The following is a 24,683-nucleotide window of genomic DNA, read 5'->3' as shown; positions in this document are numbered from 1 at the left end:
ATGAGCGTCTTAGCCCCTGTCGGGTGGACGTAGCTGATCGGGCCTGGCCTATCCGTTATTAGGTGCATGTCAACCCCGGTCGTCCCGAGTCCAGATATCAGCAATAGTCTATCTAGGTGTTCATTTCCATCTTACAAGTCGCTAAGACACCGACGGAAATGGCGTATGGGAAGGCTTGCTAAACAACGATGTGCAGCCCCATAGGCTGTTCATGGCGGTTTGCCTACGCTGGTCAGGAACAGCTACCGACCCATAGCGGACGTTTCGCATGGGACGCTCAGTGCTTGTCTGGATAGCTGGCGGTGCTGCCAGTCAACTCCATTAGCACCTTGAGCTGGGCGGCCTTTATCGGAACGGTGAGATGTTCTGCGCCGTCAATGATGGCTGTCTGCATATCCGAAGATAAGCCGCTCAGAATCAACTCACAGAGCTTGCGCACTTCATCGAGGGTTGCGTGCTCGGCGGCCAAAATGCGTTTGCCCGGATGGTCGTCATGCGATGCTCCTAAAGCCACAGGCTCCCGCACCTGAAGGCCACTGGTCTTTCCCTTCTCCAACGAGTCCAACGAGTAAGCAGGTAGAGCAAAAGCGATCTCGATCTGCCTGGCCAAGTCCTCATCGATCCGCCTGAAGCCTTGCTTGGATGTTGGCCATAAGCATCGTGATATCAGGGTCGGATTTTTGCCGAGCTTTTCAGCAGCTCGGCTCTGCGCACCTGGGGCGTTTACCCCGTAGGTGCGATCCAGGAGGCGACGGAAGTTGAGCCGGCGAATCTCGTAGTCAACCATGATGCGCATTACTCACGTAGATGATTCCGAAACGCATTACTGTTCGCCAGCTGCGCTATCAACACAGATGCTCAATCCAGCACGTTGCGCAACACCTCATAGATGACGCCGGTGGCAATGGTTACCAGAAGCAGGTCGGTACCAGCCTGCTGCCATTCATAGCCGTCGTAGTGAGGTAGGCGACCGACCAGTCGGCCGTCGAGTTTCTTCGCGATACCCGGTGGTAACGGCTTGCCGCGAGCGAGGTTCTTCTGGATTCCCGGCGGTAGCGATGCACCAGGATTCCAGTATCTGTGCCTTCGCACTTGGTGCCACAGCAATGCTGCCCGCCGACCTCTCTCCGATTGGTTCGGTCTATGCCAAGGGCAACGGTGGTGGCGGTGGTAATGGTGGTGGCAACGGCGGAGGAAACGGTGGCGGCCACGGCGGCGGTAATGGTAGCGGCCATGGTGGTGGTAACAGCGCCGGGCATTCGGGTGGTAAATCCGATGGAAATTCGGGTGTGCATGGTGCCAAGAGCAATGGTGCGAACGACGGTGGCGAGCACGCTGGTAAGGCCACTCGTGATCATGGCCTGAGCGGCAACCATTACGGCAGCGCCCGCAATGACGATAGCGGCCATGGCTCGACTACCTCGGGCGTCGCGCACTCCAAGGACACTCGTGGTCTTTCCAAGGCGACAGCCATCTCTTCCACGACGCCTGGCACCCACAACAACAAAGGTCTGAGTAACGCAGTGGATTCGTCTACGAAGAACGATGACTGATTGCTTTTATAGCGACGCCCAAAGGGCCGGCTCGAAAGACCGGCCTTTCTTTTTGGAGGGGCTAGAGCAGGGAGCGCTCGTGTTATCGCTGCGATTCGCTACTAGGCGGGGTGCGATCAGCGGAGCCGAAATACGCCTCGGACGCTGTAGCCAGTAAGCTCTGCAGCTCAGCGTGCTCTTCAGCGCTGCGAGGATAGCCGCCAACTCTCCGTATGAAATCCAGCAGGCGTTGTTGTTTTGCTGCCGATGCGACGCTGTGCTCGACGTTTCTGCCTGTCATTTCCAGCACCTCACAATCCTTGGTTGCTTGGCCTCGCCAAGCTCCTGATGGTTTGAGCTGAAGTATTTCTGATTTGGTACATCAGTACATTGTTGTCGGCAACTTTGTGACACGCTTCACAGGTTCGCTTTTCGTGCTGGCAAATTGCCCTTTTTGACAGCCCGTACGTCGCCTGCCAATAAGTACGGCGCCCTTGAGAAGGCAGCTATCGGCTTTGATGTCTGCTACTGGCCGATCTCAGACGGCGGCGCCGTAGTGCCCACGGCCATGTGGGTCGAGTTCATCCAGCCTCTAAATGCATGTGGAATTGGATGATTGCTGCTTCTGACCGCTTGCGGCCAACGGTGATGGGCACCTGCCGACCAATAGCAGGCATAGACGGCAAAGCTTCCACGCCTCGTTTGCGGTTCCAGCCGATAATTAATGCGATTGAGAGGTGCTAACTGCTTCAACTCGGCCGAGTAAGCGAGGAAATATGAAGAGTGAGTCTTTCGATCGATTTAGCTGCCCGCCGTGAGAGAGGCCACTCCGCTCGATGGATCAGCCAGAGTTTGTCCACCACCGGGGCGCCACATTCCATTACGGCGATCTCGGCCTGCCGGACGAATGCCTGTCGGGCGTAGCGCGGCAAGACGGTGAAGCCGAGGCCGCGGGCGACCGGCTCGAGGATCAGCCCGATCTGGTTGCTGAAGCCGTGCAGCGGCAGATTACGGAGCCCAGGGTTGCCGGGGAAACGGCGGCTCAGCAGGCGGCCAGCCATGGCCTGGCCGTCGGGGTGGTCGATGAAACCCAAGCGCTCCAGGCTTTGCCAGTCGTGCACCTCGATTCCCGCCGGCACCACCAGTTCCAGCGGTTCCTCGGCAAATAGCCTCGCGCTCAGGCGCGGGTCGTCAGGCTTGAAGCTGAGCAGGCCCAGTTCATAGTGGTTTTCCAGCACAGCGCTCAGCACCTCGCTGTCAGGCGCGAAACGGTGGCGCACGACCAGCCCAGGCGTGGCCTTCTGCATCTCCAGTAGCAGCGGATAGAGGAACAGGCCGATGCTGCCGGGGCTGATCAGAGCGATTTCTCCGTGTTCGGCATCGGCGCCTTCCAGCTCTTGGCGTAGGCGGCGATCTGCCTGGTTCACCTCGGCGCAGTAACGCAGCAGTGCCTGACCGGCAGGCGTCAATTCCAGCAGGCGCGGCCGGCGGATCAACAAAGGGCCGAGTTGTTCTTCCAGGTGGCGGATGTGCTGGCTGACGGCGGCCTGGGTGAGGTCTAGGCGGTCGGCGCTGCGCGTGAAGCTGCCGACCTCAGCCAGAGTGGAAAAAGTGCGCAGCCACTGGGGATTAAGCATAACGATCTCTTATTGGTTCAATAACATCTGCGTTGTTTTCATTATAGCGGTTCGTCCCTAGGCTGGTGATACATCCGTATCATCGAGGCCTGAGCCATGAGCGCCACCTATCCCCGCAGCTTTTCCCACATCGGCCTGGCCGTCACCGACCTGGGCGCCGCCGTCGAGTTCTACACCCAAGTCCTGGGTTGGTACTTGATCATGCCGCCCACCACCATCAGCGAAGACGACTCCGCCATCGGCGTGATGTGCACCGATGTGTTCGGCGCTGGCTGGGGCTCGTTCCGCATCGCCCACCTGTCCACTGGTGACCGCGTTGGCGTGGAGATATTTCAGTTTCCCAATGCCGAGCGCCCGCAGAACAACTTCGAGTACTGGAAGACCGGTGTCTTCCATTTCTGCGTGCAGGATCCGGACGTCGAGGGCTTGGCCGCCCGCATCGTCGCCGCCGGCGGCAAGCAGCGAATGCCGGTGCGTGAGTACTTCCCTGGCGAGAAGCCCTTCCGCATGGTTTACATGGAAGACCCCTTCGGCAACATCCTAGAGATATACAGCCACAGCTACGAGCTGACCTATTCGGCTGGGGCCTACCAATGAGTTCATCCCGGGCCTGGACTTGGCAAGGCGGTGCCCAGGCGCAGCAGTTGCAGTTGCAAAGCCGCGCGTTGCCCGATCCCGCGCCGGGTGAAGTGCTGGTGCGCAATGCTGCCATCGGCCTGAACCCCGTGGATTGGAAGGTTCTAGGCGGTGAGCTGGTGGATTGGCAGCCGGGGAAAATCCCCGGCGTTGATGGCGCTGGCACCGTAATAGCGGTCGGTCAGGGTATCGATGAAGACTGGCTGGGGCGGCGCGTGGCCTATCACCAGGATCTGAACAAGCCGGGTAGTTTTGCCGAGCACACGCCCGTTGCCGCGCGAGTGCTGATGTGTCTGCCGGATGCGCTGGATTTCGCCCGTGCCGCCGGCTTTCCTTGCCCGGCACTGACCGCCTGGCAGGCCCTCGACAAGCTGCCGCTGCACGAAGATGACCTTCTGCTAATCAGCGGGGCCGGCGGCGCCGTCGGCCAGTACCTGGTGCAGTTCGCCAGCGAACGCGGTGTGCAGGTCAGCGTCATGTGCCATTCGCGACACTGGCAGCGGCTGCAGCGGTTGGGCGCCGCCCAGGTGCTACCCGGCCCGCTGGCCGATGACGAAGTCTGGGCCGCCGGTGAGCGATTCCATGCCTTGATCGACTGCATCGGCAACGACCATGCGCAGCGATTGGCGCCAGCTCTGCGCGCCAATGGCCATCTGCTGTGCATCCAGGGGCGCGTCAGCGATTGGCCTAACCCGCCATTCGGTCGCGCGCGATCGATGCATGAGGTGGCCCTGGGAGCACTACACCGGCACGGCGACGACGTCGACTGGGCGCGCCTGGTAGCCGCCGGTGAGCGATTGCTGCTGGCCGCCGCCGAGGGACAACTGCAAACCGAACCGCTGGTCATCGGCGAATTCGAATCGTTGCCCGAGCGCCTTGCAGACCTGCGGCAGCGCAGTTTCTCCGGCAAACCTGTCATTCTTTTCTGAGCGAGAAGTCCATGTCCGCCCTGTTCTCTCCGTTCCGCCTCAAAGACGTCGAGCTGCGCAACCGCATCGCCGTACCGCCCATGTGTCAATACATGGCCCGCAACGGTTTCACCAATGACTGGCACCCAGCCCACTACGCCGGTCTAGCCCGAGGCGGCGCCGGACTGGTAATTGTCGAGGCGACCGCGGTGTCGCCCGAAGGACGCATCACACCAGCCTGCACCGGCCTGTGGAATGATCAGCAGGCCGAGGGCATGGCGCAGATCGCCGCCTCGATCAAGGCCGCTGGCGCAGTGCCGGGCATCCAGATTGCCCACGCGGGACGAAAAGCCAGCGCACACCGACCTTGGGAAGGCGACGATCACATCACCGAAGGCGACCCCAGCGGCTGGCAGACTATCGCACCGTCTGCTTTGGCCTTCGGCGCTAATCTGCCGAAAGTGCCGCGCACCATGACCAGGGAAGACATCGAGCGCGTCCAGCGCGATTTCGTTGCCGCTGCACGGCGGGCCCGTGACGCCGGCTTCGAATGGCTGGAGTTGCATTTCGCCCACGGTTACCTGGCGCAAAGCTTCTTCAGCGTCCACGCCAACCAGCGCAATGACGAATACGGCGGGGAATTCGCTGGACGCAGCCGCTTCCTCTTGGAAACCCTGCGTGCGGTACGCAAGGTCTGGCCCGAATACCTGCCGCTGACCGCACGGTTCGGAGTCATCGAGTTCGACGGCCGAGACGAGCAGACCCTCGCCGAATCCATCGAGCTGACCCGCCTGATGCGCGATGAAGGTCTAGACCTGCTCAATGTCAGCGTCGGCTTCTCCATCCCGCAGACCGACATCCCTTGGGGGCCGGCCTTCCTCGCCCCGATTGCCGAGCGCGTGCGCCGTGAAGCGCGGCTTCCCGTAGCATCGTCCTGGGGCATCGAGCGGCCGGCGGATGCCGAGCGCGTCGTCGCTCAAGAGCAGATGGACTTGGTAATGGTGGGGCGCATGCACCTGGCAGATCCGCATTGGCCGTTGCGTGCGGCGCAGGCGTTGGAGATCGAGCGGCCAACGTGGGTGTTACCGGCGCCATATGCACACTGGCTGGAACGCTACCAGAGCCGCTGAAATACACCCCAGGAGATGCGCTCGATGAAGCTGAGTGAACTACTGCTGTCGGCTCTGCTGGTGGTGCTACCTGTCGCCGCCATGGCAGCGGAAACGCCTAAGCAGTTGCTGCTGATTGCCTCCAAGACCGACCACCAGCTCCAGCTCCGTGATCCACTCAACTTCGAGCTGATCGCGCAGGTTGCGCTAGGGCCTGACCCGCACGAAGTGGAAGTCACGACTGATGGGCGTGTGGCCTACGTTTCCAATCCGGGGTACGGGGCCTTCCACGAAATCGATGTGATCGACCTGGCTCATGCCGTCGCCCAGACGCCGATCAGCACCTTGCCGCTGATCGGCCCGCATGGACTGGCCTACGTGGGCGGAAAGCTCTGGTTCACCGCTCAGGGCTCAAAGGCCGTGGGGCGCTTCGATCCGGCGCAGGGACGCGTGGACTGGGTCATGGGCACAGGACAAGACACGACGCACATGTTGTACGTGAGTCCGGACGCTAAGCATATGTACGCCACCAACGTCGGTTCCGGTACGGTCAGCCTGCTCGAGCAGCGCATGGTAGCGCCGGCCATGCCGCCAACAGGAGTCCTACCGCCAGCGGCAAAGCCGCGGCTGGACTGGGTGCAGACCTTGGTGTCGGTGGGCAAGGGCGCCGAAGGATTCGACGTCTCTCCCGATGGTCGGGAGCTTTGGACTGTTACGCCCGGCGGCATCTTGTCTATCGTCGATGTGCAGGCGGAAAGGCTAACGTCACAGATTTCTACCGGGCTGGACGGTGCCCATCGATTGAAGTTCACACCCGATGGCAAGCAGGTATTGGTGGTCAGTGTGAAAACCGGCGCGCTGGTGTTCTATGACAGCGCCACTCGCAAGCCGCTCAAGCGTCTGCAAATCGGGCGCGGCGCCGGAATCTTCATCGATGCAGCGACAGGACGCGCGTTCGTTTCCTGTACGCCCGACAGCGTGGTTTCGGTGATTGATCTGGCAAGTCAAGAAGAGGTAGGACGCATCCCTGTCGGACGCCCTGACGGTGTCGGGATAGCCCGGCGTTGAAACCCGGCTGATTCGCAGCGGGTATTAGTAATGACTATGCCTGGTGTTAGAAGTGATCATTGGTGCTAATGGCTGGGTGTCGTCATCCTTTTGCCATGAGCTACCCATCCCCGGCGGTTCAATCCTCATAGGAGCAAAAGCGTGACCATGAATTCGATCCATTGGCCGGAAGGATTCGTCCCCGGCTTCACCGAAAATTTCGCCTCCAACGAGGCGATAGTCGCCGGCCTCAGCGCTCAGGACATCTGGCCGCTGCTCAGCGTACCGTCGCGCTGGCCTAGCTATTACGCCAACTCCGCCAATGTGCGCTTCTACGACGACAAGGGCCCCGAACTGGCGGATGGTGTGCGCTTCTACTTCGAGACCTTCGGCTTCCCTGTCGAGGCGCAGTGTAACGAGTACGTCCCGCCGGCGAACGGCCGGCCAGGGCGGGTTGCCTGGCACGGCTGGGCGGGAGAAGGCGAGACGCGCCTGGACGTTCATCATGCCTGGCTGGTGGAAGACCTCGAAGGCGGTCGCGTGCGCATCCTCACCCAAGAAACACAGAAGGGTAAGCCGGCTGAGGAACTGCACCGGACTAAGCCCAACCCTATGATTAACGGCCACCAGGATTGGCTGGATGGCCTTGTCATAGCCGCTAGCAACGAACAGAGCAGTTAAGTCGGTTGAAAGGGCAAAGTTGAGATAAGCAACATGGTCAGACGGGCGGACATCTGGTTCAGTGCCCGCTTCTGGCCGATTGCTGCCGTTGGTCAGCGGCCGTATCGAATCAGTTACGGGTACCGAAGACGCAGTGGTGCGCAGTGCTCGAAAGTCTAAAACAGTCCAGAAATGAAAACGCCCCGGCAGAAACCGGGGCTTTCCTGGGTGTGAAGGGAGGGCTTAGCGAAGAATCGTGTGGCTCTGCTCGCGCATGTACTGCGGCAGGTAGTTCGGGCCCAGGCCGCCTTTGTGGCTCATGCCCGACCCCTTCCAGCCACAGAAGCTTTGCACGCCAGGCCAGGCGCCCGTGGTCGCACCGCTGGGACGGTTGGCATAGAGGGCGCCGGCTTCCGCATGTTCCAGGAAGTACTGCAGCTCAGCTTCTTCAGTGGTGTAGACGCCTGCCGCGAGACCATAGTTAACCGCATTGCCTTCAACCAGCGCTGCTTCCAGGCCATCCACCGAACGGATTGCTACGAACGGGGCGAACAGCTCGACACGAACTAGGGGATGGTCTTTCGGCAGCTCAACCACTGCCGGAAGCACGTAATGGCCTTGGGCGTAGGGAGCGTTCTCGACACGGGTACCGCCGTAAAGCACGGCACCGTCGCGCCGCGCAGTTTGAACGGCGTCGAGGAAGCGCTCGATGGCTGCCGAATCGTAGAGCGGGCCCATCCAGGCGTCGCGGGTCTGCGGGTCGCCGATGGCGACCTGGCGGGCTTCGGCGATCAGTGCCTGGACGAATTCATCCTTCACCTTGCTGTCGACGTAGACCACCGAGCAGGCGCTGCACTTCTGGCCCTGTAAACCGAACGCAGAGCGCGCCACGCCTCGGGCTGCGTGTTGCAGGTTCGCGCTGGCACAGACGTAAGCGGGGTTTTTGCCACCCATCTCGGCGATCAGCGGCTTGGAATAGGGTGCTTTGGCCAGCTCACGATGAATCGCCATGCCGGTGGCGTAGGAGCCGGTGAAGGCGATGCCATCGATCTCGGGATGGGCGACCAGTGCCTTGCCGCATTCGTCGTGGCCGGCGAGCAGATGGATCAGATGCCCCAGGTCCGCTTCACGCAGAGTGTCGACCAGCAGGTTGGCGGTGATGCCGCAGTTGGGCGAGGGTTTGAACACTACTGTGTTGCCGCCTAGCAGGGCGCCGGTGACCAGGTTCACAGACAGCACCAACGGGAAGTTGAACGGCGCGATGACCCCGAACACACCGATCGGGCGCAGGCGGGTGCTGGTTTCCTCGGTGGGGAATTCGCGGCGCAGGGGCTGCAGGTAGCCGTTGTTACGCTCGTACTCGCCACAGTAATACTCGACCATGTCGAGAACTTCATCGGCTTCGCCCAGTGCTTCGATACGCGACTTACCGATCTCCAGCAAGCAAGCGATGGCGATGTCGTATTTGCGACGACGCAGTACTTCCACCCAGCCTTGGAGGGCTTTTACTCGCTCCTGCCAGGGTGTGCGGCCCCAGGTCTTGAACTGCTTGCGAGCGGCCTGGACAGCGCGGTCAACGGCAATTGTATCGGCGGATACGAAGGTACCTAGCAGTGTCTCGTTGTCGATCGGGCTGAAAGCCGAATACTTGGTGCCTTGTTCGCTTGCTTGGCCATCGATCAGATTGGGCCAGTGACGGCCCAGCCATTTGGCGCGAAACGCCGGGATTTCCTTGTCCAGAAAATCATGCAGTGCTGATAGGTCTTCGCCCTGAGTGGCGTAAGTGACGCGCGGGAATTGGGTTGTCATTGGAATACTCCGTTGGTCAAAAGAGGGCTCACGCAAGAGCGCCGGCAGGTGTGCGTCGATCGAGGAAGCGGTAGTAGCCGAATACTGCCGGCAGGAACCACGGCTTCTCGCTGTAAAGGGGAAGGCTGGGGAAGTTGCGATCACGGAAGACCGTGAATGCGTCCGCGCGATCGAGAATGCCGGCGGCGATCTTGCCGCCCAGGTAGGTGCCCATCGGTACACCTACGAAGCAGTAGCCCAGCGAGTAGTGGATGCCCTGATGAGTACCCAGGTGCGGGTACAGGTCAAAGGTTCCGCTGCAGCGGCCAGTCCAGGAATGCTCGATGGCTACCTGGCCCAGGTCGGGTAGCAGGCGGCACAGCAACGCGCGCAAGCGCTCGCCCTTCTGCTCAGGGGTATCGGGCTGCTCGCCCGTGAGGGCGCCGAATAGTAGGCGGGTGCCATCCGGCGATTGGCGCACGAAGAACGGGTTGTGGTTGGTGTCGATGCATACCCGACCATTGGGGATGATTCGCTTCACCAACTGCGGGGACAGGACCTCGGTGGAGATCATGTGTGCGTCGAATGGAATGATGCGACGACGCAGCCAGGGGAGCAGCGTGTCGGTGTAGCCATTGGTGGCCACGACCACGTCCCTGGCCATGATTTCGCCACGCGATGTCTCCACTCGTACCTGGCCATCGCCTTGCGGTTGAAGGTTGCTGACGTGGGTATTGGGGATCACCGTCGCGCCTGATTTCAGTGCGCTGGCCAGAAGCCCTGCGTGGTACTTGCCTGGGTGCAGTCCACCCAGGTCGGGTAGCAGGGCTCCACCTTGATAGATGTCCGTGGCGAGCTCGTTTCGGACTCGCTCACGGGGAATCATCTCGAACTCGAAGCCCAGGTGCCGACGCTGGGTATCCAGGTCATTCGCCAGGGCTTCATAGGCTGCTGCAGTTGGGGCTGGCATGAAGCGTCCGATCATCTGCAGATCACAGTCGATCGATTCGCTCTGCACCATGTGACGTACGGAGTCCACGGACTGCTGCAGCTCCCGGTGCAACTGGATGGCGTAGTCCTGGCCGTGCTTGCGTTCAAGGTCGCCGAAGCTGTGCTTGAAGGAGCGCGATACGTATCCGGCATTACGAGTGCTGGCACCGCTGCCGATCTCTCCGGCGTCGACGATGGTCACGCTGCGCCCTGCTCGGAGGAGAGGGATGGCTGCGCACATAGCCGTGATGCCGGCGCCCACGATCACCACGTCGCTGTAATTCGGCAACTGCTCGCCAGCGTCCCTGGCGAGTGGTGCTGCCTCCCACCAGTACGGGCTGCTGTTGATGGGTTGATTCATCTTGGAAGTACCTCTCAAACTGCTTGGGCCGTTTCCAGGCTCTGTACGACGTCGTGCAAGGCACCTTCGGCCGCGGCAATCACCTGATCGATGTCAGCGTCCGACATGCTGGTCGAGAGCGCCATCAGACCATAGCTGGCTGCCAGGACGCCTCGGTTGAGCAAGCCAAGATTGAAGGTGGCCAGCAGCTTGGCGGTATCTGCGTTCTGGTAGGCGCTGCGGTAATCCACCACCGCGTTGTTGGTGAAGTGAACCTTCAGCAATGAACCGCGACCGGTGGTGCGTCCTGGAATGCCCAGGCGCTCGAAAGCGGCATCGATACCCTGGCGAACTCGATTGCCGATAGCTTCAAGGCGCTCGAAGGCAGGCTTGTCGAGCAGACGCAGGCTGGCGATGCCCGCTCGCATGCTGATGGGGTTGGCGGAGAAGGTGCCGCCGTGAGGGAGCGCTGGCTTGCCCGAGGTGGGATCGAACACGGCCATTACTTCTTCACGACCACCCACGGCACCGATGGGGTAACCGCCACCGATGATCTTGCCCATGGTGGTGAGGTCGGGTTTCACGCCCCAGATACCCTGGGCGCCGTGGTAGCCCAGACGCAGGCTGATCACCTCGTCGAAGATCAGCAGAGTGCCCGTTTCCTTAGCTACGCGAGCCAAGCATGCCATGTACTCGGCAGTAGCCGGTACGAGGCCGGCACGGTTGGGCATCGGGTCAACGAGCACGGCGGCCAATTGGCCGGCTTGCTCGCGCAGAAGACGCTCGGTGAGTTCGATGTTGTTGAACGGCAGCACCACCACGTCATCGAGCACGCCGGTGGGAGTGCCTTTGGCATAGGGCGTGGAGGTCGGTGCCGAGTCGCCCCAGTTCGCGGGCGCGGAATCCAGGCTCACCTCTGCGTAGTCGTAAGAGCCGTGATAGGCACCTTCGACCTTGGCGATTTTCTCTCTGCCGGTGAAGGCTCGTGCGGCCTTGAGCGCCATCATCACGGCTTCGGTACCGGAGTTGGTGAAGCGTACCTGGTCTACGCCGGCGAGGCGTTCACAGAGGATTTCGGCCAGCTCGATCTCACTCTCTGTGGGCATGCCGAAGCAGGTGCCCAGAGCAAGTTGCTCGCGTACAGCCTCGTCCACTTTCGGGTGGCAGTAGCCATGGATCATCGCAGTGAAGTTGTTGATGCAGTCAATCCGCTCGGCGCCATCGGCATCCCAGACCCTGCAACCTTCACCGCGAACTGCATAGAGCGGGAACGGCTTCATGTAGACCGTTGTGCGGGTGTTGCCCCCGGGAAGCACATGACGGGCACGCGCATAGATCTGTTGAGAGGCGGGGGCGTCATCGGGGTAGTTCATGCGTATCTCCAGCGTGAGCGAGCCGCCGCTGGGCGGCTCGCATGATGACGGTGACGTCAGTTGGCGCGACGGGCGCGAAGGATCTGGTCGAGGTGCGCTGCCGAGCCGGAGCTGGCGGTCTTGCGCAGCTTGTAGATGGCCAGCACGACTGCAAGCAGAACAACGGAGGCGACGAACTGGGTCTGGAACTCAGGACGTAGCGCCATCGCAATGAGCATCGCGGAGATCGCTGCGATAACGGCGTAGGTAAGCCAGGGGAACAGCCACATGCGCAGGCTGAGCGCCTGGGGTGCTTCCCGCTCGAAGCGCGTGCGGATGCGCAGTTGTGCAGCGGCGATGAGCAGGTAGATGAACAGCATGATTGCGCCCGAGGCGTTCACCAGCCAGAGGAACACTCCCTCGGAAGAAACGATGGAGCTGAGCACTGCCACGAAGCCGATAACGCTGCTGAACAGAATGGCGCGTTGCGGTACGCGATTCTTCGACAGCTTGAGCATGCCGGCAGGCGCTTCACCACGCTGCCCGAGACTGAACAGCACGCGGGAGGCGACATACAGCCCCGAGTTCAGGCAACTGAGGACAGCAATCAGCACCACGGCGTTCATCATGTCGCCGGCGTACGGAATGTTCATCAGATCCATGGCCGCCACGAATGGGGAGTGGCCCGCTTTCAAGGTGTCCCAGGGCACGACACAGACAATCAGCAGGATCGAACCGACATAGAAGGTCAGTACGCGCACGATGACCGAGCGAGTCATGCTGGCGACGCCGCGAGCCGGCTCGTCCGACTCTGCCGCTGCAATGGTGGCGATCTCGGCACCGCAGATGGCGAAGATCACCATGGGCACTCCGGCGATGACGGCCTGGAACCCGAAGGGCATGAAGCCACCGTGGTCGACGATATTGCCGAAGGTTGGGGCAGGGGACGTGATGCCCAGCGCGTAGGAGGCAGCGACGACGATGAAGACGATGATCGCGGCGACCTTGAGCGAGGCGAACCAGTATTCGAACTCGCCATAGGAGCGCACCGAAAGCAGGTTCACTACGGTCATGGTGCTTAGCAGCACTATGCCGATGATCCATTCGGGTACGGGGATCCAGCGATGGAGCATGCCGGCGCCTACGACTACTTCTACGGCAACCACGATCACCCAGAAGTACCAGTACAGCCAGCCGGAGGTGAAACCTGCCCAGTCGCCCAGGCCGACGCGGTTGTATTCGGTGAAGGCACCGATGCCGGGAATCGCAATAGCCATCTCGCCGAGCATGCGCATGACCAGCAGGACGACCAGGCCGGCCAGCGCGTAGCTGAGCACAGCGGCTGGGCCAATGGTGGTGATGACGGCGCTGCTGCCTACGAACAGGCCTGCGCCGATGATCCCGCCCAGCGAGATCATGGTTACGTGGCGTTGCTTGAGCGCACGACTCAGCTTGGCCTCGCCCTTATGGGCTACAGAGGGGGTGGAATCACTCATTTCCGGGGCCTCGTTGGAGTTATTGTTGGCAGATCAAGTGTTTCATTTTCTATTTTTAGTGCAACAAGTGTTTCATTTCGAGGCGAGCATAAGGCTCATTGAAGGGAGCGTCAACTACGTTTTGAAACGAATGTTGCAAACGGTCGGCGGAGTGCCTACGGGGCGCGCCGAGAGGCCTCAGCGCTCTTTCACATAGACGTTGAAATGGCGCAGTTGGGCATCGCTGTTCGCGACTTCCTGCATGCTGGTTTCTGCGCTGTTGGCAATCAGCAGAGCAGCCAGAGTCTGCGAAACCGCCAGGGCTGGTAACACAGAGGGAAGCAGGGAAGGAGTGGTGTTGGGGGCCAGCAGTACGCAGCTTGCCGCGGGTGCCGTCGGCGCCAAGGGGCTGTCGGTGACGGTGATGATCTTCGCCCCGCGCTCGGTGGCGAAGGTGATCGCCTTCAGCGAGTCCTGGGTATAGGGGTGGTAGCTGAATACCAGCAGTACGTCCTGGTCGTCGATGCGCCGCAGTTCATCGGCGAAGGTGCCGCCGATGCTCGTCACCATGGTGACGTTGTCCATGAACATGCTGCAGGTGTAGTTGAAGTAGAACGCCGCCGAGAACAGGCTGCGCAGGCCCATGACATAGATGCGCCGCGCCTGTTGCAGGAGCAGCAGCGCCTCGGCGATGGACGGGTGCCGCTCGGCTCCCAGGGTCTGGACGAGGTTGTGCGACTCGGCGTCGAGCCACAGGCTCACCAACTCTGCATTGGCGTCACCGTGCGGCCCCTGGCGCAAGGCCTTGGCGCGGTCGGTCAGGGGCGAATCGCGATCGGCCAGCCAGCTGCGGAAATGCTCGCGGAACACTTCGTAGTTTTCGAACTTCAGATGCCGCGCCAGTCGCAGCATGGCAGCGGGCTGAACGCCGGCTTTGCGCGCCACCCCACGCATGGAGTCGAGCGCCACTTCCGTGGGGTTGGTGATGACGAATCTGGCGGCTTGCTGTAGCACTCGCGGCAGCGAGTCGAACTCCGCTTCGATCAGCTTCTCGATCTTTTGCTTGTCCATTCAGTATCCAGGTGGTTTTACCTTGGATGGGAACTGTAATGGATTTGGATGAAACAAGTGGATCATTCATTTCTGTGCGAGCTATGGGGGCGGGTTCGCTCTCGGCTCCGGCCCTCTGCGAGAGGCAGCTACCGACCCATAGCGGACGTTCCAACGAAACCGAATTTGGACGATTGCTGCCTTCGGCCCAAACCACTACCGACCCAAAACAACGACGGCCGACGCGAAGGTTGCTCCACGCCGGCAGTCATTTTCTCAGTTGATGTGGTCGCCCAGTACTTCAACGATACGCCGAGCAATATGTTCTACGTGAGTCTCCAGCGCAAAGTGTCCGGTATCCAGCAACTCGACCACTGCATTCGAATTGTCCCGCTTGTAGGCTTCGGCGCCTGGCGGAATGAAGAACGGGTCGCCCTTGCCCCAGATCGCCAGCGTTGGCACTTGGGTGTCTCGGAAGAACTGCTGAAACGCCGGGTAGAGCTTCAGGTTGTTCTGATAGTCGTAGAACAGATCAAGCTGAATGTCCTTATTGCCTGGACGCTCCAGCAGTAGCGCATCCAGGTAGTACGCCTCGGGCGCTATGAGATCCGGATTGCTTACACCTTCCACGTACTGCCACCGAGTGCCTTCCAGATGCAGGATGGCATCGTTGATCACTTGACGATTGGCTGGCGACGGATCGGCCCAGTACTGACGAATTGGCGCCCAAGCGTCCCCCAGGCCTTCGAGGTAGGCATTGCCGTTCTGAGAAATGATCGCGCTCACGCGCTCCGGATATGCCAGCGCCAACCGCAGCCCGGTAGGCGCGCCGTAGTCGAAGAAGTACATCGCGTAACGCTTCAGATCCAGCGCATCGACAAACTGACGGATCGTCTCTCCGATTGCGTCGAAGGTGTAGCGGTAGTTGCGCTCGGACGGCACCTCGGTGAAGCCAAAGCCGGGCAGATCCGGCGCGATCAGGCGGTACTTGTCCGCCAGTAGCGGCATCAGGTCACGGAATTGGTGGGAGGAGCTGGGAAAACCGTGCAGAAGCAACAGTACCGGTGCGTCCGGAGCACCCGCCTCACGGTAGAACACCTTGATTCCATCAGCTTCGACGGACTTATAGGCAACTTGGATGTGCTGTGAAGTGATCATGGCTGAATCCCCTTGTAACTGATTAATGTTGGTTTTACGGGTTACTTGAGATTCATTTTGCACAGATTTTGTAACTGGTCAAATGATTTTTATGGGTTACAATCTGGCGGCTGACTCGCTGGAGAAATGTCATGACCGCCGCGCTTACAGAACTGCCAATCCCTTTGGTGCTCGCCGATCACCCGGCATTGGACTTGCTGAATACTCAGATGATGGTCGACGGACAGCGTCGCGATCTTCTCAGCAGTGACGCCGACGCGACGGAGTGGCTGGATCGAATCGGTATTGAGCTACAGGGGGAAGCCGCCATAGGCGACGGGCAATTGCTTGGCCAATTGCGAGCTCTGCGTGAATGCTTTGAAGTCTTACTGGTAGCCAGGCGTGAAAAACGTGTGGCGGATCCAGCGGCGCTCAACGCGTTTCTCCTGCGCGCTGTGCCACAGCTGGTTTGGGAGGAGGCGGGCGCACCGGTATTGGATCGCTTCCGTCAGTCTGATGCCGTAAGCCAGTGCTTGGCGCGACTGGCATTTGCTGCTGCCGAGTTGCTGGCTGACGGTGATTTCAATCTCGTGCGTAAATGCGAGAGCGCTGATTGTTCGCTGATGTTCTATGACCGCACCAAGTCTCATAAACGCCGTTGGTGCAGCATGGCGCTGTGCGGAAATCGGCATAAGGTCGCCGAGTTTCGCAAGCGGCGTCAGAGCGTGGGCGACTGACACTGCATCCGGCCGACGTGCGAGACGGCGCTAATCTTGAGTCGGCGTCCGCTTCTGGCCGGAAACTGCCTCTCAATCAAAAAAGAAAGTGTCGCAGGAGCCCGTAAGGCTCCTGCTTATGGCGGGTTGCCGCCTTGAGGACGTAGGATGCGCGTGGACGCTAGTTGAAATATGGCGAGTGTCAGTAGAAGCACCAGCGTCAATGGCCAAAACCGAATTGTCAGAATTACCAAAGCCACAACGGTAATGGTTCCTGCGAAGATGCTGACCAGTATGAACAGTAAGCCTAAGAACCGCAGCAGGCTCATGAGGAGCTCCTCGAGTAGTCAGAACGACTGTCGAATGCGTTGATACACCTCTTCTCGATGCACCGTGATTTCGGGTGGTGCGGAAATGCCGACGTATACTTGGATGCCCCTGATTTGAAGAATCAGGATCTTGATGTCATCGCCAGTGCGGATGGTTTTGCGGACGCTGCGTGTGAGGTTAAGAATGGTTCATACACCTGTAGATAAAGGCTGGCGTCGAGGTCAACTCGAGGCCAGCCTTTTTCATGGGGGAGTTACTGATTGCGTGCTTCTGCCCGATCGCGCAGGAGCGCCGATAGCGCGGGACGAGCGGTTGAATTGGGGAACGTGTCGGCTGTAGACGGGGATGTGTTTACAGCAGTTGGAGCTTCATGAAAGAGCTCTTGCACTATGGCCTCTGCTTCCTCTTCGCTGTCCTCGAATGCACCATTGGCAAATCCCGATCTTGCAGCTGCGTCCAGAGCATTCTGATCAAAGCCCGATGCCTGCCGTGCCTCATAGATTTCTCGAGCATGCTGCAGCGCTTTCTCCATCGATATGCCGTCACGCACGGTGATGTCGACATAGAAGATCGGCAGTCCATGACTTTGCCGTGTCGATTTCCCACGAAGGCGCAGCTCTAGCGGAAGGCAGGCCAAACGATTGCCGGAGATTGCCTGGAGATACTGCAGTCGAGCAGCCAAAGTACGAATACTGTTGAAGCCCGTCGTACGAAATACAAAGCTGCCCAATGAGTCTTCATCACCGATGGCAACATTCAGCCGGCCATAGGGCTTGCAGGCGCCACCTTTCGCCAGCGAGCAACCATCGGGCGAAGGGCAGGGCAGAGACTCGACTCCGTCCTTGCCTCGGCGCTTACAGGTCTCTCCGTTGCCCACGCAGACAGGTCGACCTGTCTGCCGATCAAAAAGGCAGTACTCGGCTCGAAAATTCAGATCTGGTGAGTTGAACAGCAAACGAATCGGGATGCTGCGGATCTTGCCGCCTTGAGCCTTCCGAAGCTCGTCGTCGAGAGGGTGAAGCAGCCAGTGGTCGCGCAACTGGACTTGCGTGGTGATGGTGAATTGATCGTCCTTCTCTGGTAGGCGCTTGCCATTCTTTTCAACGACCTTGCCGATGGAAATCCGCCCGAGCACCGGCGGGGTGATAGCCAAGCCTTTGAGCATTGGTGGTTCTCCAATGGATGAATAAAAAAGGCCACCTAGGTGCTCAGGTGCACCAGGGTGGCCAATGGGGGAAGCGCATTTAGAGGATCAGGAAACGACGGCTGCCGGTTTTGGTGGTGGGGTAGCGGGCGAGGAGATAAGGCTTCTCCTTGAGGGCCTGAGAAACATCGAGCGTGATGCTGTCTTTAGCCTTGCGCCAAGACACCATGCCGTTGGCAAATACTGCCCGGCTGGCATCTCCCATGGCCTGTTGGAGCTGTTGCTTCAGCTCTGCTTCTCGCTTGCTTTGACGGTCGAGAGTGACGCGCACAGATTTCAACTCATCGAACGCCGCTGATAGGGAGACGTCCTCCGAGAAATCCAATGTGCGGCCTTGGTCCAAGGGATAGAGACAGCGCAGTGCGCGCTCTGCGGATTCCGATCCGTCTGCAGGAGGAGGCGTGTCGCGTTGGACGTAGCCCCAGAACTCCTTCTCCAACTCGATCAGCCAATGGATGAGCTCGTCGTCGCGCTCGATGCGGTGGATCTCCAAGTGCTGGCCACCGAGCAGTACGGCAACGTCGGCAGCCTGCTTCCCTGTGACTGCCAACTGGTGCATCACCTGCAATTGCACGTAGACCGGTACGCCTTCTCTCCAGAGAGTTGCTCCATTGAGACCGGCGGTTTTGCATTCGAGTATCTGTACATCCTCTGCGCCGATGACTTCACGATCAATGTTGGCCAACATCCAGTCGAGTTTGGTGTCAGGGTGCTGCAGCACTGCATTGATGCGGCGTACGCGATTACCGGTTCGCTGGGTGTAATGCCGTGCGACGATCGACTCCAGAATGTTGCCCCAGTAGGTCGGACTCTCCTCATCGTTCACATCGCTCTTAGGCAGGCCAGAATCGCGGCCGGTCTTCTCGAGCCACAACTCCAGCTGCGACTTGTAGGGGTTAAGACCTACCGCAGCGGCAGCATCAGAGCTGCCAATGCCACGCTTGCGGACAGCAAGCCAGTCGTCGCGAGACAGATCCTTGGTGCTAACCAGGCGCAGGGCAGGGCGCAGTTGTTCCGTGCAAGGGGTGAAATAGGCGTGGGCCATAGAAACCTCCGGGCATAAAAAAGCCCAGCAGGTTTTCACCGGCTGGGCGTGCAAGGGATTTGGGCTTAGTGCGCTAGGGCGCTTAGCCCTGGTGAGCACCGATGCTGATGAAGAAGCAAACGATCCAGGTGATGAAGTAGGCGAGGTTCTGGTTCAGCAGCTTGGAACGCTGATACAGGTAAACCGGAACCACGAAGACCCAGCCTTTGAATCGGCTGACATTATGACCCGCTTGCTTGAGGCGCTTGGAGTCGAGCACCGACAAACCGATGTTCAATGCCAGGGTGACGTACCAATAGCGGTTCTCCGACATGGCTCGCTCCCACTGAGCTTCATTTGCACCGAACAGACCGGCGACGAAGGACTCCAGGATGTAGCCAATAATCGGAGCGAAGGCGAGCAGCCAGACAATCTTGTTGCTCACGCCGGAACCCGTGAGGGGCGGCGGACCAAACTCCTCCAGGTGCGGGCGCAGCTCGGTCTGCTCGATCTTGGCCCAAGCTGACATGCCTTTCTTCCAGACCATTGAGCCGTAGGTCAGCGTTCCACTGCGGATCAAGTCGATGATCTGCTGCTGATCGAAGCCGCCTTTGCGTTCTCCGTTTTGCTCGTAGTGCCATTGATTGCCGGCCGGATCGATGCCGTTGGATTGGGCGTTATCAAAACTGGTGCTCATGACATTTCCTTAGGGTGAGCGAGCTCGCTGCAGAAGTTGGCTTCCACAGTGCTTTGGGGGATTTAGGGGGTTATTTTTTAGGAAGCATGTCGGCATTTACGCCGATCTGTTTTCCGCTCTTGTCGTAGCACATCGGCAGGGAGTCGCAGTTCCCGCCTTTGGCGGTAACGTCGGGTTCATTGAGCGCTGGGATACCGATAGTTGGCAGGTTGGCCAGCTTCACAGTGATAAGCCCGATAGCCGTATCGACAGTGCAGTACTCGCTGTCGGTAAAAGGACAGACCGCGTGGAAGTTCTCACCGGGCTCACGTTTTCCCAGGGGATTGGCAGTCTGACGTTTGCCGTTGAATCCAGGGCCCGTGCCATTGGCATAGGAAACCGGGTTGCCGGCCGTGTCGACTCCCATGTACCAACCTGCCGCGACGACATAGTTTCCTTTGGGCGCACTGCCGTAGAAATCCTTGCCTAGGGCACAGATTCCATCCTCACCGCAGGTGACCGGTTTGTAGCCTGAGACGGACCGTACTTCGCCATTAGGCATGACGAGGCGAGCGACTTTAGGAGCATCGAGCGGTAAGCACGTGCTGGCCGGTCCCTCAGCGGCAGTGAATAGCCCCCCAAATGGCGAGCCTTTCAGGTCCCACGGTTTCGAGCAGGGCATGACGTTGTCAGCTGCCTGAGTGACCGTTGCTGCGGTAGCCAAGAGCAAGGCTACGAGTACTGCGATTCTCATGGGATTCTCTCTCTGATTTTTCCTTGCTGGGTGGTGCTTTAGGTAGATGCGAGTTCGCCAACGTCTCTTAAGAGGAATTCGTGTCTTGCATGACATGCTCCCAAGTGCGGGCTGCTGTGGCTTTGGAATGAGAAAACTGTTCAATGTCACGATTAGTGTGTTCACGATTAGATCACATTAATCAACGATCTGGAAATGACGCATCCCTCCCAGCATCCAGCCCTCCGCATACGCTTCGGCTCCCGAGTCCGGGAGTTGCGGCTGGCTAGTGGGGTAACGCAGGAAGAGTTTGCGGAGAGATGTGGATTTGCCCGGACGTACATGTCCCGCATAGAAACCGGCGGAGCAAATCCTAGCCTTGATGCTATTAAGGTGTTGGCTGATGCACTGGGTATTTCGATGTCCCTGTTGTTTGAGAACCTGTGACGTCCATGTCGTTTGGCTCCCTCATAGGCGCAGTGGATGCCTGGCGCGAGCTACGCAGCTAGAGCCAGGGCAGCATTTAACGCCTCCTGCTTGATCACTGCTCCCTGGCCAAACCACGCCGAGTCCATGCGGTATTCATTGCTGCGCGCGCGCCGTTCGTGATCCACAAACTCGGTGACTGCATTGAGCAGTCCCCACGCGGTTCCCTTAGCTGCTTCCAGATGCGAACCGCGCCCGGCACCCTCATACAGTTCGTGTACCTTGCGTAGTGCGCGCTCGTTAACGAGCTTGTCGGGTATCTCCTGGTTCGCTCTCACGCCGCACATGACGTTCATGAAAAAGCTCGTCGCTTCTCGCGGGTGCACCTTGATGTCGGCCAGGATGCGCATGCGGTACATGAACTCATCCCACTGCGAGACGGCGATGCCGAGTTGCTTCTTCACTGCTTGAGCGTCAAAGCGAGTGCTATGCGGAACCTTGATCGCTCGGGTGGCGCCGTCAACGGCGATGGTGAGGGTGTTGTTGCACACGACCCGTACGGTTGTCGGAGTAGCTGTCGTGGCCAAAGTCCCGTCGCAGGACGTGGCCAGGAGCAGATAACCGTTGACCAGGTCGTTACCCTTCAGCGAGGTGTTCTGCCCGGTGCGAGCAAGTGCCCAAAACTTGCGGCCGCCTTTGAGCACGCCGGCGGTTTCAAGCTCGTAACCGGAGACCTGGGTGAGGTCTCGGTAGAACTCCAACACCTCCCGCGGTTGCACGACTTGGTAGCGTTGAGAGACGACGGAGAGGGGAGCCTTGGTGTCGGAGCGGTAGAGCACTTTCTGCTCGGGGAAGGAGTGGATGCTGCCGAGGTGGCCAGCGGCGTCTGATTTAAAGTGGACTGGGCTTTCCTGGATTTGCCAGTCCATGCCGGCTTCACGTTGCCAGACTTCAAGAGGTTGTCGCTGCGATAGACGACTACCCAGGCCGTGCCAGGGAGCTTCGCCAACGTAAGCCATGCTTTCTATGAGATGAGCCATGATGAAATTCCTTTGAGCATTAGCCGGCATAAAGCGCTGCGTCGCACGCAGCACCGGCGAGATGTTTATTTGAAGTGTGTGGAGGTGATGGAGACCGATTTGGCCGAAAGGTTGAAGCGAGTGCCGCAGCTCAAGCAGATATGGTCGGTGGGCGAGTGACGGTCGATTTGCTCACCGAGTTGCGCGCCGAGTGCGCAACCACTGATGGCGCCAGTCAAGCCTCGGAGAATGACCGCAGATAGAGAGCTGACGGAGAGGGTTAAGGGCGTGGCAACTGGACCCGCCATGCTTGTTCGATTTCCTGCCAACGCGGCCAAAGCACCGCGGGCTGCACCACAGAGAGTTCCGACAATGATGCCGGCCTTCATGATGGGTTTTGCAGATTCGATCCTGTGCGAGTGACAGCTAGGGCAGTGCAATGACATGTCGCAGACTCTCCTGTTGGTATGTCATTGCAGTGATATAGGACTGAGATTTTTTTGAGTGAGATCGTTGCTTGAAATGGCTTTCGATTCTGCGCGGTCCGACAAGGAAACGGTGTACCTCGCGGCTGCGCGGAGCGCCCTAGAGCAGTTGGTTGCAACCCATCGCCAGAGTCGCCGGCATGTCGTCGTTTACCTACTGGCGGCCTGCAGTATTGACGCACAGGTTGTCCGACGAGATGTCAACGTTGGTGGTTCTGATCAGGTTTCCGGCGTGCTTGCGCTCTGGTCCCCGTTGGCCAGCAGGAAAATGTCTGGCGCCGGTAACGCAACGCAGCAGGAGGGCGCATATGCAATGCAGATAGGAGGGGGGGCGGATTGCTTGCTTTTGTTACTTTTGTGCTTTTTCCCCAGTGGCTGAATGCAGCACTCGGATTAGAGGCTCCTATCTATTTTGGCCTAGGAGACTCGGCACTTGGCGTTGGAGGTGTGGTTGCGCTTCTGAGTGGGGTTAGCTGCAGCAATTGCATGACAGATATCGAAAAGGCAAGCCGTCGAGATTCTTTCGTCGAAGGTTTACATGATTAGCTACTATAGAAATTCGCGCCAGAATTTATATGTGTCACTTGCGCAATGGCGAGTCTGCTGTCGCGGGCTTCAATGGAAGCCCGCAATTGCTCAGCTAATTCAGATTGGTAGCCTAATGCAGTAGCGCTTTTCTGCTAAATGGCGGATGGGATGTTCAGGTTTATAGAGTTCTTGGTCGCTGAATAGCGGGAGAACATTTATTGTAATGCTTTCGCCGTTTCTCAGTTCTGGTTCGCCATTATTTATGATTGACTCCCTGAAGCTATATTGGGATCCGTTCTTGGCAAGATGGCCGAGCCTGGTGAGAATTTCGATGGATGCGAGTAGCCGTTCCGCGTTGGCTCGTCCCCGAAGTCTGTTCGGGCCGTACTGCTTTATCTTGGTAAGAGTTACCGTGGCTCTCATTCCATCTCTCAAATGGGCTGGAAGGCTTCTCTCGAGCCCTCGTTTGTTCCGCTTGTGCAGGCCATCTTCAAGGATCTCTTTGTTTCGAATATCCTTATAGCACTCCTGAATTAAGAAGCTTGCAAGCTCGCAGGTGTCTGTAACAATTTGTGGGTCGCTAGCGAGATTGCTCTTAAAATGCCTAGAGCAGGCCTGGGCGAATTTCCAGCTGAATTTTAAAGTGAAAAGATCTATTTCTGAGTTGTCTTCAGATGTGCGCTCAAATGCATGGATAATTGCCGCTAGCCGACTGGTGTTTTCCAATAGCTTGGATGCGTGGTCTCTCATGTAGCGGTACCAGCCGCCATCTTGCATTTGCTTCTCGAGATTCTCGTTAATTTTAAACCATAGGCTCTTTGCTGGTTCAGAGAATGTTAATACTTGTCGTGCTTTGGGGGAGGGGGCTTCTAATAGATTTCTAACTCTTTCATTAAATAGGGTCTTTCGTGGGTTTCCCCTTTCTCCTGCCAAGCTAGAGCGCTCTCCAGCCATGGGCTTAGGTTTTGAAATCAAAAAACGAGCGAGAAATCCTGTCCCGCGCGCTTCTTCTCCGCGACGGCCCATAAAGTTTGATATTACGCTGGGTTGTGCCATCAGCGACATCGTGAGTCGGGCGTTCTTAAGGGTGATCGGGGCTCTAGAAAGACGATCTACTATCAGGCTTCCTCCATCCCAAAGAGTATTTAACTTGTCGAGTTCGTTGACGATCTTTCCGTTAAAAATACTATTGGCTTCGCTGGTAAGTAGGCAGCCGTGTGCTGAGTTTTCGTAAAGATATTGCACCAGCGCTTGCGGTGTTGTGTCCTCATAGAGGAACTTTTCTGAGCGATTAGGCTCAGGCTTGTTCCTTAGGTGGTCTTCAAGCTCTTGGAGCGCGGCATCTGCTTCCCCCTTACCTCCTGAGCTGGCCAGCTTTCCCCACGAGCGCTCAAAGTACTGCTTTTGAGTGCTCCAGATTTCTTGCTTTATGCGGTGCTCACGCAGAGCTGCGTCGTGAGCGTCTATGGCCTCTTGGTTTACTGCTGAGATTGACTCAAAAAAATAATTTTGCGTGGTGGTCTTGCGCTCACCCGACTCGGCGATAGTTAACAGCATTAAAGAGGTGGTCGACTTGTTCCCCGGAGGCATCTGCACATCTACATGCCGTTGGCAGGCCGTAGCCATAGCGCCGAATGCACACATCATACTCATCTCTCGCGATACCTCTAATTGGCGAGATGACTCCTCCACTGCCCCTTCAAAAAGGCTGTGCTCCCGATAGCACGGCCACCCATCTTGCATTCTCGGGTCTGCGGGGTCAGTGTCTTCAAACCGCGCATCGAAAATCTGGCTCACATTGATGATTCCGCTATTTCCGCTAGAGCTAGCGAAAGTAGCAGACCACGTCAAAGTCGGGTCGTAAGTTTCATGCAATTTGGT

22 protein-coding genes and 2 pseudogenes are annotated in these 24,683 nt (G+C 58.7%); 8 read left to right on the top strand and 16 right to left on the bottom strand.

Translation table 11 applies throughout. The annotated features are described in order from the left end of the window. Positions 1-277: 277 nt before the first annotated feature. Both IB261_RS16985 and IB261_RS16980 read right to left on the bottom strand, forming a co-directional pair. On the bottom strand, positions 278-787 hold the full coding sequence (locus IB261_RS16985; protein ID WP_192382635.1) for a hypothetical protein: 510 nt from the start codon (positions 785-787) through the stop codon (positions 278-280). A gap of 71 nt (positions 788-858) precedes the next feature. Then, positions 859-1,077 (bottom strand): annotated as a pseudogene (locus tag IB261_RS16980) (anti-virulence regulator CigR family protein); the annotation flags it as partial. Positions 1,078-1,403: 326 nt separating this feature from the next. Between IB261_RS16980 and IB261_RS16975 the strand changes: the two are divergent. Beyond that, positions 1,404-1,553 (top strand): annotated as a pseudogene (locus IB261_RS16975) (hypothetical protein); the annotation flags it as partial. Between the two features lie 728 nt (positions 1,554-2,281). Here IB261_RS16975 and IB261_RS16970 read toward each other — a convergent pair. Continuing rightward, positions 2,282-3,169 carry a LysR family transcriptional regulator gene (locus IB261_RS16970; protein ID WP_138216960.1) on the bottom strand — a complete coding sequence of 296 codons (888 nt, stop codon included), beginning with the start codon at positions 3,167-3,169 and terminating at the stop codon, positions 2,282-2,284. A gap of 96 nt (positions 3,170-3,265) precedes the next feature. On the opposite strand from IB261_RS16970, the gene IB261_RS16965 reads away from it, so the two are divergent. From IB261_RS16965 to IB261_RS16945, 5 genes are all read left to right on the top strand, one after another. Further along, on the top strand, positions 3,266-3,766 hold the full coding sequence (locus IB261_RS16965; RefSeq protein ID WP_192382633.1) for a lactoylglutathione lyase family protein: 501 nt from the start codon (positions 3,266-3,268) through the stop codon (positions 3,764-3,766). Further along, positions 3,763-4,734, top strand: a complete 972-nt coding sequence (locus IB261_RS16960) for a zinc-binding dehydrogenase (protein WP_192382632.1) — start codon at positions 3,763-3,765, stop codon at positions 4,732-4,734. Before IB261_RS16965 ends, IB261_RS16960 begins: the two co-directional genes overlap by 4 nt. An 11-nt stretch (positions 4,735-4,745) precedes the next feature. Next, complete coding sequence (locus IB261_RS16955; protein WP_192382631.1) at positions 4,746-5,843, top strand: NADH:flavin oxidoreductase/NADH oxidase; 1,098 nt, start codon at positions 4,746-4,748, stop codon at positions 5,841-5,843. 24 nt (positions 5,844-5,867) lie between these two features. Beyond that, a complete protein-coding gene (locus IB261_RS16950; protein ID WP_192382630.1) occupies positions 5,868-6,890 on the top strand; it encodes a YncE family protein in 1,023 nt (340 codons plus the stop codon). Positions 6,891-7,037: 147 nt separating this feature from the next. Continuing rightward, on the top strand, positions 7,038-7,550 hold the full coding sequence (locus tag IB261_RS16945) for an SRPBCC family protein (protein ID WP_192382806.1): 513 nt from the start codon (positions 7,038-7,040) through the stop codon (positions 7,548-7,550). 222 nt (positions 7,551-7,772) lie between these two features. Here IB261_RS16945 and IB261_RS16940 read toward each other — a convergent pair whose 3' ends face one another. From IB261_RS16940 to IB261_RS16915, 6 genes are all read right to left on the bottom strand, one after another. Next, positions 7,773-9,374, bottom strand: a complete 1,602-nt coding sequence (locus IB261_RS16940; RefSeq protein ID WP_225606069.1) for an aldehyde dehydrogenase family protein — start codon at positions 9,372-9,374, stop codon at positions 7,773-7,775. Continuing rightward, a complete protein-coding gene (locus tag IB261_RS16935) occupies positions 9,367-10,668 on the bottom strand; it encodes an NAD(P)/FAD-dependent oxidoreductase (protein ID WP_192382629.1) in 1,302 nt (433 codons plus the stop codon). Before IB261_RS16935 ends, IB261_RS16940 begins: the two co-directional genes overlap by 8 nt. Positions 10,669-10,682: 14 nt before the next feature. Next, positions 10,683-12,020: an aspartate aminotransferase family protein gene (locus IB261_RS16930; protein ID WP_043089917.1), complete on the bottom strand. Its 1,338-nt coding sequence runs from the start codon at positions 12,018-12,020 to the stop codon at positions 10,683-10,685. Between the two features lie 56 nt (positions 12,021-12,076). Continuing rightward, on the bottom strand, positions 12,077-13,495 hold the full coding sequence (locus tag IB261_RS16925) for an amino acid permease (RefSeq protein WP_192382628.1): 1,419 nt from the start codon (positions 13,493-13,495) through the stop codon (positions 12,077-12,079). 177 nt (positions 13,496-13,672) lie between these two features. Beyond that, positions 13,673-14,545, bottom strand: coding sequence for a MurR/RpiR family transcriptional regulator (locus tag IB261_RS16920; protein ID WP_192382627.1), 873 nt, complete (start codon positions 14,543-14,545; stop codon positions 13,673-13,675). A 255-nt stretch (positions 14,546-14,800) separates the two neighbouring features. Beyond that, complete coding sequence (locus IB261_RS16915) at positions 14,801-15,682, bottom strand: alpha/beta fold hydrolase (protein WP_138216832.1); 882 nt, start codon at positions 15,680-15,682, stop codon at positions 14,801-14,803. 131 nt (positions 15,683-15,813) lie between these two features. Here IB261_RS16915 and IB261_RS16910 point away from each other — a divergent pair, with 131 nt between their 5' ends. Further along, entirely contained in the window at positions 15,814-16,398 is a 585-nt protein-coding gene (locus IB261_RS16910; protein WP_138216831.1) for a CGNR zinc finger domain-containing protein, read from the top strand. A 326-nt stretch (positions 16,399-16,724) separates the two neighbouring features. On the opposite strand, the gene IB261_RS16905 is transcribed toward IB261_RS16910, so the two are convergent. The 5 genes from IB261_RS16905 to IB261_RS16885 form a co-directional block, all read right to left on the bottom strand. Next, a complete protein-coding gene (locus IB261_RS16905; RefSeq protein ID WP_138216850.1) occupies positions 16,725-16,892 on the bottom strand; it encodes a carbon storage regulator in 168 nt (55 codons plus the stop codon). A 68-nt stretch (positions 16,893-16,960) separates the two neighbouring features. Next, positions 16,961-17,872 (bottom strand): recombination directionality factor, encoded by a 912-nt coding sequence (locus IB261_RS16900; protein ID WP_151187358.1) that lies wholly within the window; start codon positions 17,870-17,872, stop codon positions 16,961-16,963. Between the two features lie 79 nt (positions 17,873-17,951). Further along, the gene (locus tag IB261_RS16895) at positions 17,952-18,956 is read right to left on the bottom strand and encodes a YqaJ viral recombinase family nuclease (RefSeq protein WP_138216828.1); all 1,005 of its coding nucleotides are present in this window, start codon (positions 18,954-18,956) and stop codon (positions 17,952-17,954) included. Between the two features lie 82 nt (positions 18,957-19,038). Beyond that, positions 19,039-19,632 (bottom strand): DUF4339 domain-containing protein, encoded by a 594-nt coding sequence (locus IB261_RS16890; protein ID WP_138216827.1) that lies wholly within the window; start codon positions 19,630-19,632, stop codon positions 19,039-19,041. 70 nt (positions 19,633-19,702) lie between these two features. Beyond that, the gene (locus tag IB261_RS16885; RefSeq protein ID WP_138216826.1) at positions 19,703-20,365 is read right to left on the bottom strand and encodes a hypothetical protein; all 663 of its coding nucleotides are present in this window, start codon (positions 20,363-20,365) and stop codon (positions 19,703-19,705) included. Between the two features lie 195 nt (positions 20,366-20,560). Here IB261_RS16885 and IB261_RS16880 point away from each other — a divergent pair, with 195 nt between their 5' ends. Continuing rightward, positions 20,561-20,791, top strand: a complete 231-nt coding sequence (locus IB261_RS16880; protein ID WP_138216825.1) for a helix-turn-helix domain-containing protein — start codon at positions 20,561-20,563, stop codon at positions 20,789-20,791. A 50-nt stretch (positions 20,792-20,841) separates the two neighbouring features. Here the strand turns inward: IB261_RS16880 and IB261_RS16875 are convergent, their stop codons facing one another. Then, entirely contained in the window at positions 20,842-21,810 is a 969-nt protein-coding gene (locus tag IB261_RS16875) for a DUF932 domain-containing protein (protein ID WP_151187356.1), read from the bottom strand. 1,109 nt (positions 21,811-22,919) lie between these two features. Beyond that, positions 22,920-24,599, bottom strand: a complete 1,680-nt coding sequence (locus tag IB261_RS16870) for a YfjI family protein (protein WP_138216822.1) — start codon at positions 24,597-24,599, stop codon at positions 22,920-22,922. Between the last annotated feature and the right edge of the window lie 84 nt (positions 24,600-24,683).

Origin of the sequence: Pseudomonas sp. PDM20 (assembly GCF_014852575.3) — a bacterium.
In the GTDB taxonomy this organism is placed as follows: domain Bacteria; phylum Pseudomonadota; class Gammaproteobacteria; order Pseudomonadales; family Pseudomonadaceae; genus Pseudomonas.
This window is presented reverse-complemented; position numbering and strand designations above follow the sequence as displayed.

What these genes read in the sequence shown, in the direction of transcription:
- IB261_RS16985 (WP_192382635.1), bottom strand. Translation starts at nt 787, where the DNA reads ATGGTTGACTACGAGATTCGCCGGCTCAACTTCCGTCGCCTCCTGGAT.
- IB261_RS16970 (WP_138216960.1), bottom strand. Translation starts at nt 3,169, where the DNA reads ATGCTTAATCCCCAGTGGCTGCGCACTTTTTCCACTCTGGCTGAGGTC.
- IB261_RS16965 (WP_192382633.1), top strand. Translation starts at nt 3,266, where the DNA reads ATGAGCGCCACCTATCCCCGCAGCTTTTCCCACATCGGCCTGGCCGTC.
- IB261_RS16960 (WP_192382632.1), top strand. Translation starts at nt 3,763, where the DNA reads ATGAGTTCATCCCGGGCCTGGACTTGGCAAGGCGGTGCCCAGGCGCAG.
- IB261_RS16955 (WP_192382631.1), top strand. Translation starts at nt 4,746, where the DNA reads ATGTCCGCCCTGTTCTCTCCGTTCCGCCTCAAAGACGTCGAGCTGCGC.
- IB261_RS16950 (WP_192382630.1), top strand. Translation starts at nt 5,868, where the DNA reads ATGAAGCTGAGTGAACTACTGCTGTCGGCTCTGCTGGTGGTGCTACCT.
- IB261_RS16945 (WP_192382806.1), top strand. Translation starts at nt 7,038, where the DNA reads ATGAATTCGATCCATTGGCCGGAAGGATTCGTCCCCGGCTTCACCGAA.
- IB261_RS16935 (WP_192382629.1), bottom strand. Translation starts at nt 10,668, where the DNA reads ATGAATCAACCCATCAACAGCAGCCCGTACTGGTGGGAGGCAGCACCA.
- IB261_RS16930 (WP_043089917.1), bottom strand. Translation starts at nt 12,020, where the DNA reads ATGAACTACCCCGATGACGCCCCCGCCTCTCAACAGATCTATGCGCGT.
- IB261_RS16925 (WP_192382628.1), bottom strand. Translation starts at nt 13,495, where the DNA reads ATGAGTGATTCCACCCCCTCTGTAGCCCATAAGGGCGAGGCCAAGCTG.
- IB261_RS16920 (WP_192382627.1), bottom strand. Translation starts at nt 14,545, where the DNA reads ATGGACAAGCAAAAGATCGAGAAGCTGATCGAAGCGGAGTTCGACTCG.
- IB261_RS16915 (WP_138216832.1), bottom strand. Translation starts at nt 15,682, where the DNA reads ATGATCACTTCACAGCACATCCAAGTTGCCTATAAGTCCGTCGAAGCT.
- IB261_RS16910 (WP_138216831.1), top strand. Translation starts at nt 15,814, where the DNA reads ATGACCGCCGCGCTTACAGAACTGCCAATCCCTTTGGTGCTCGCCGAT.
- IB261_RS16900 (WP_151187358.1), bottom strand. Translation starts at nt 17,872, where the DNA reads ATGCTCAAAGGCTTGGCTATCACCCCGCCGGTGCTCGGGCGGATTTCC.
- IB261_RS16895 (WP_138216828.1), bottom strand. Translation starts at nt 18,956, where the DNA reads ATGGCCCACGCCTATTTCACCCCTTGCACGGAACAACTGCGCCCTGCC.
- IB261_RS16890 (WP_138216827.1), bottom strand. Translation starts at nt 19,632, where the DNA reads ATGAGCACCAGTTTTGATAACGCCCAATCCAACGGCATCGATCCGGCC.
- IB261_RS16885 (WP_138216826.1), bottom strand. Translation starts at nt 20,365, where the DNA reads ATGAGAATCGCAGTACTCGTAGCCTTGCTCTTGGCTACCGCAGCAACG.
- IB261_RS16880 (WP_138216825.1), top strand. Translation starts at nt 20,561, where the DNA reads ATGACGCATCCCTCCCAGCATCCAGCCCTCCGCATACGCTTCGGCTCC.
- IB261_RS16875 (WP_151187356.1), bottom strand. Translation starts at nt 21,810, where the DNA reads ATGGCTCATCTCATAGAAAGCATGGCTTACGTTGGCGAAGCTCCCTGG.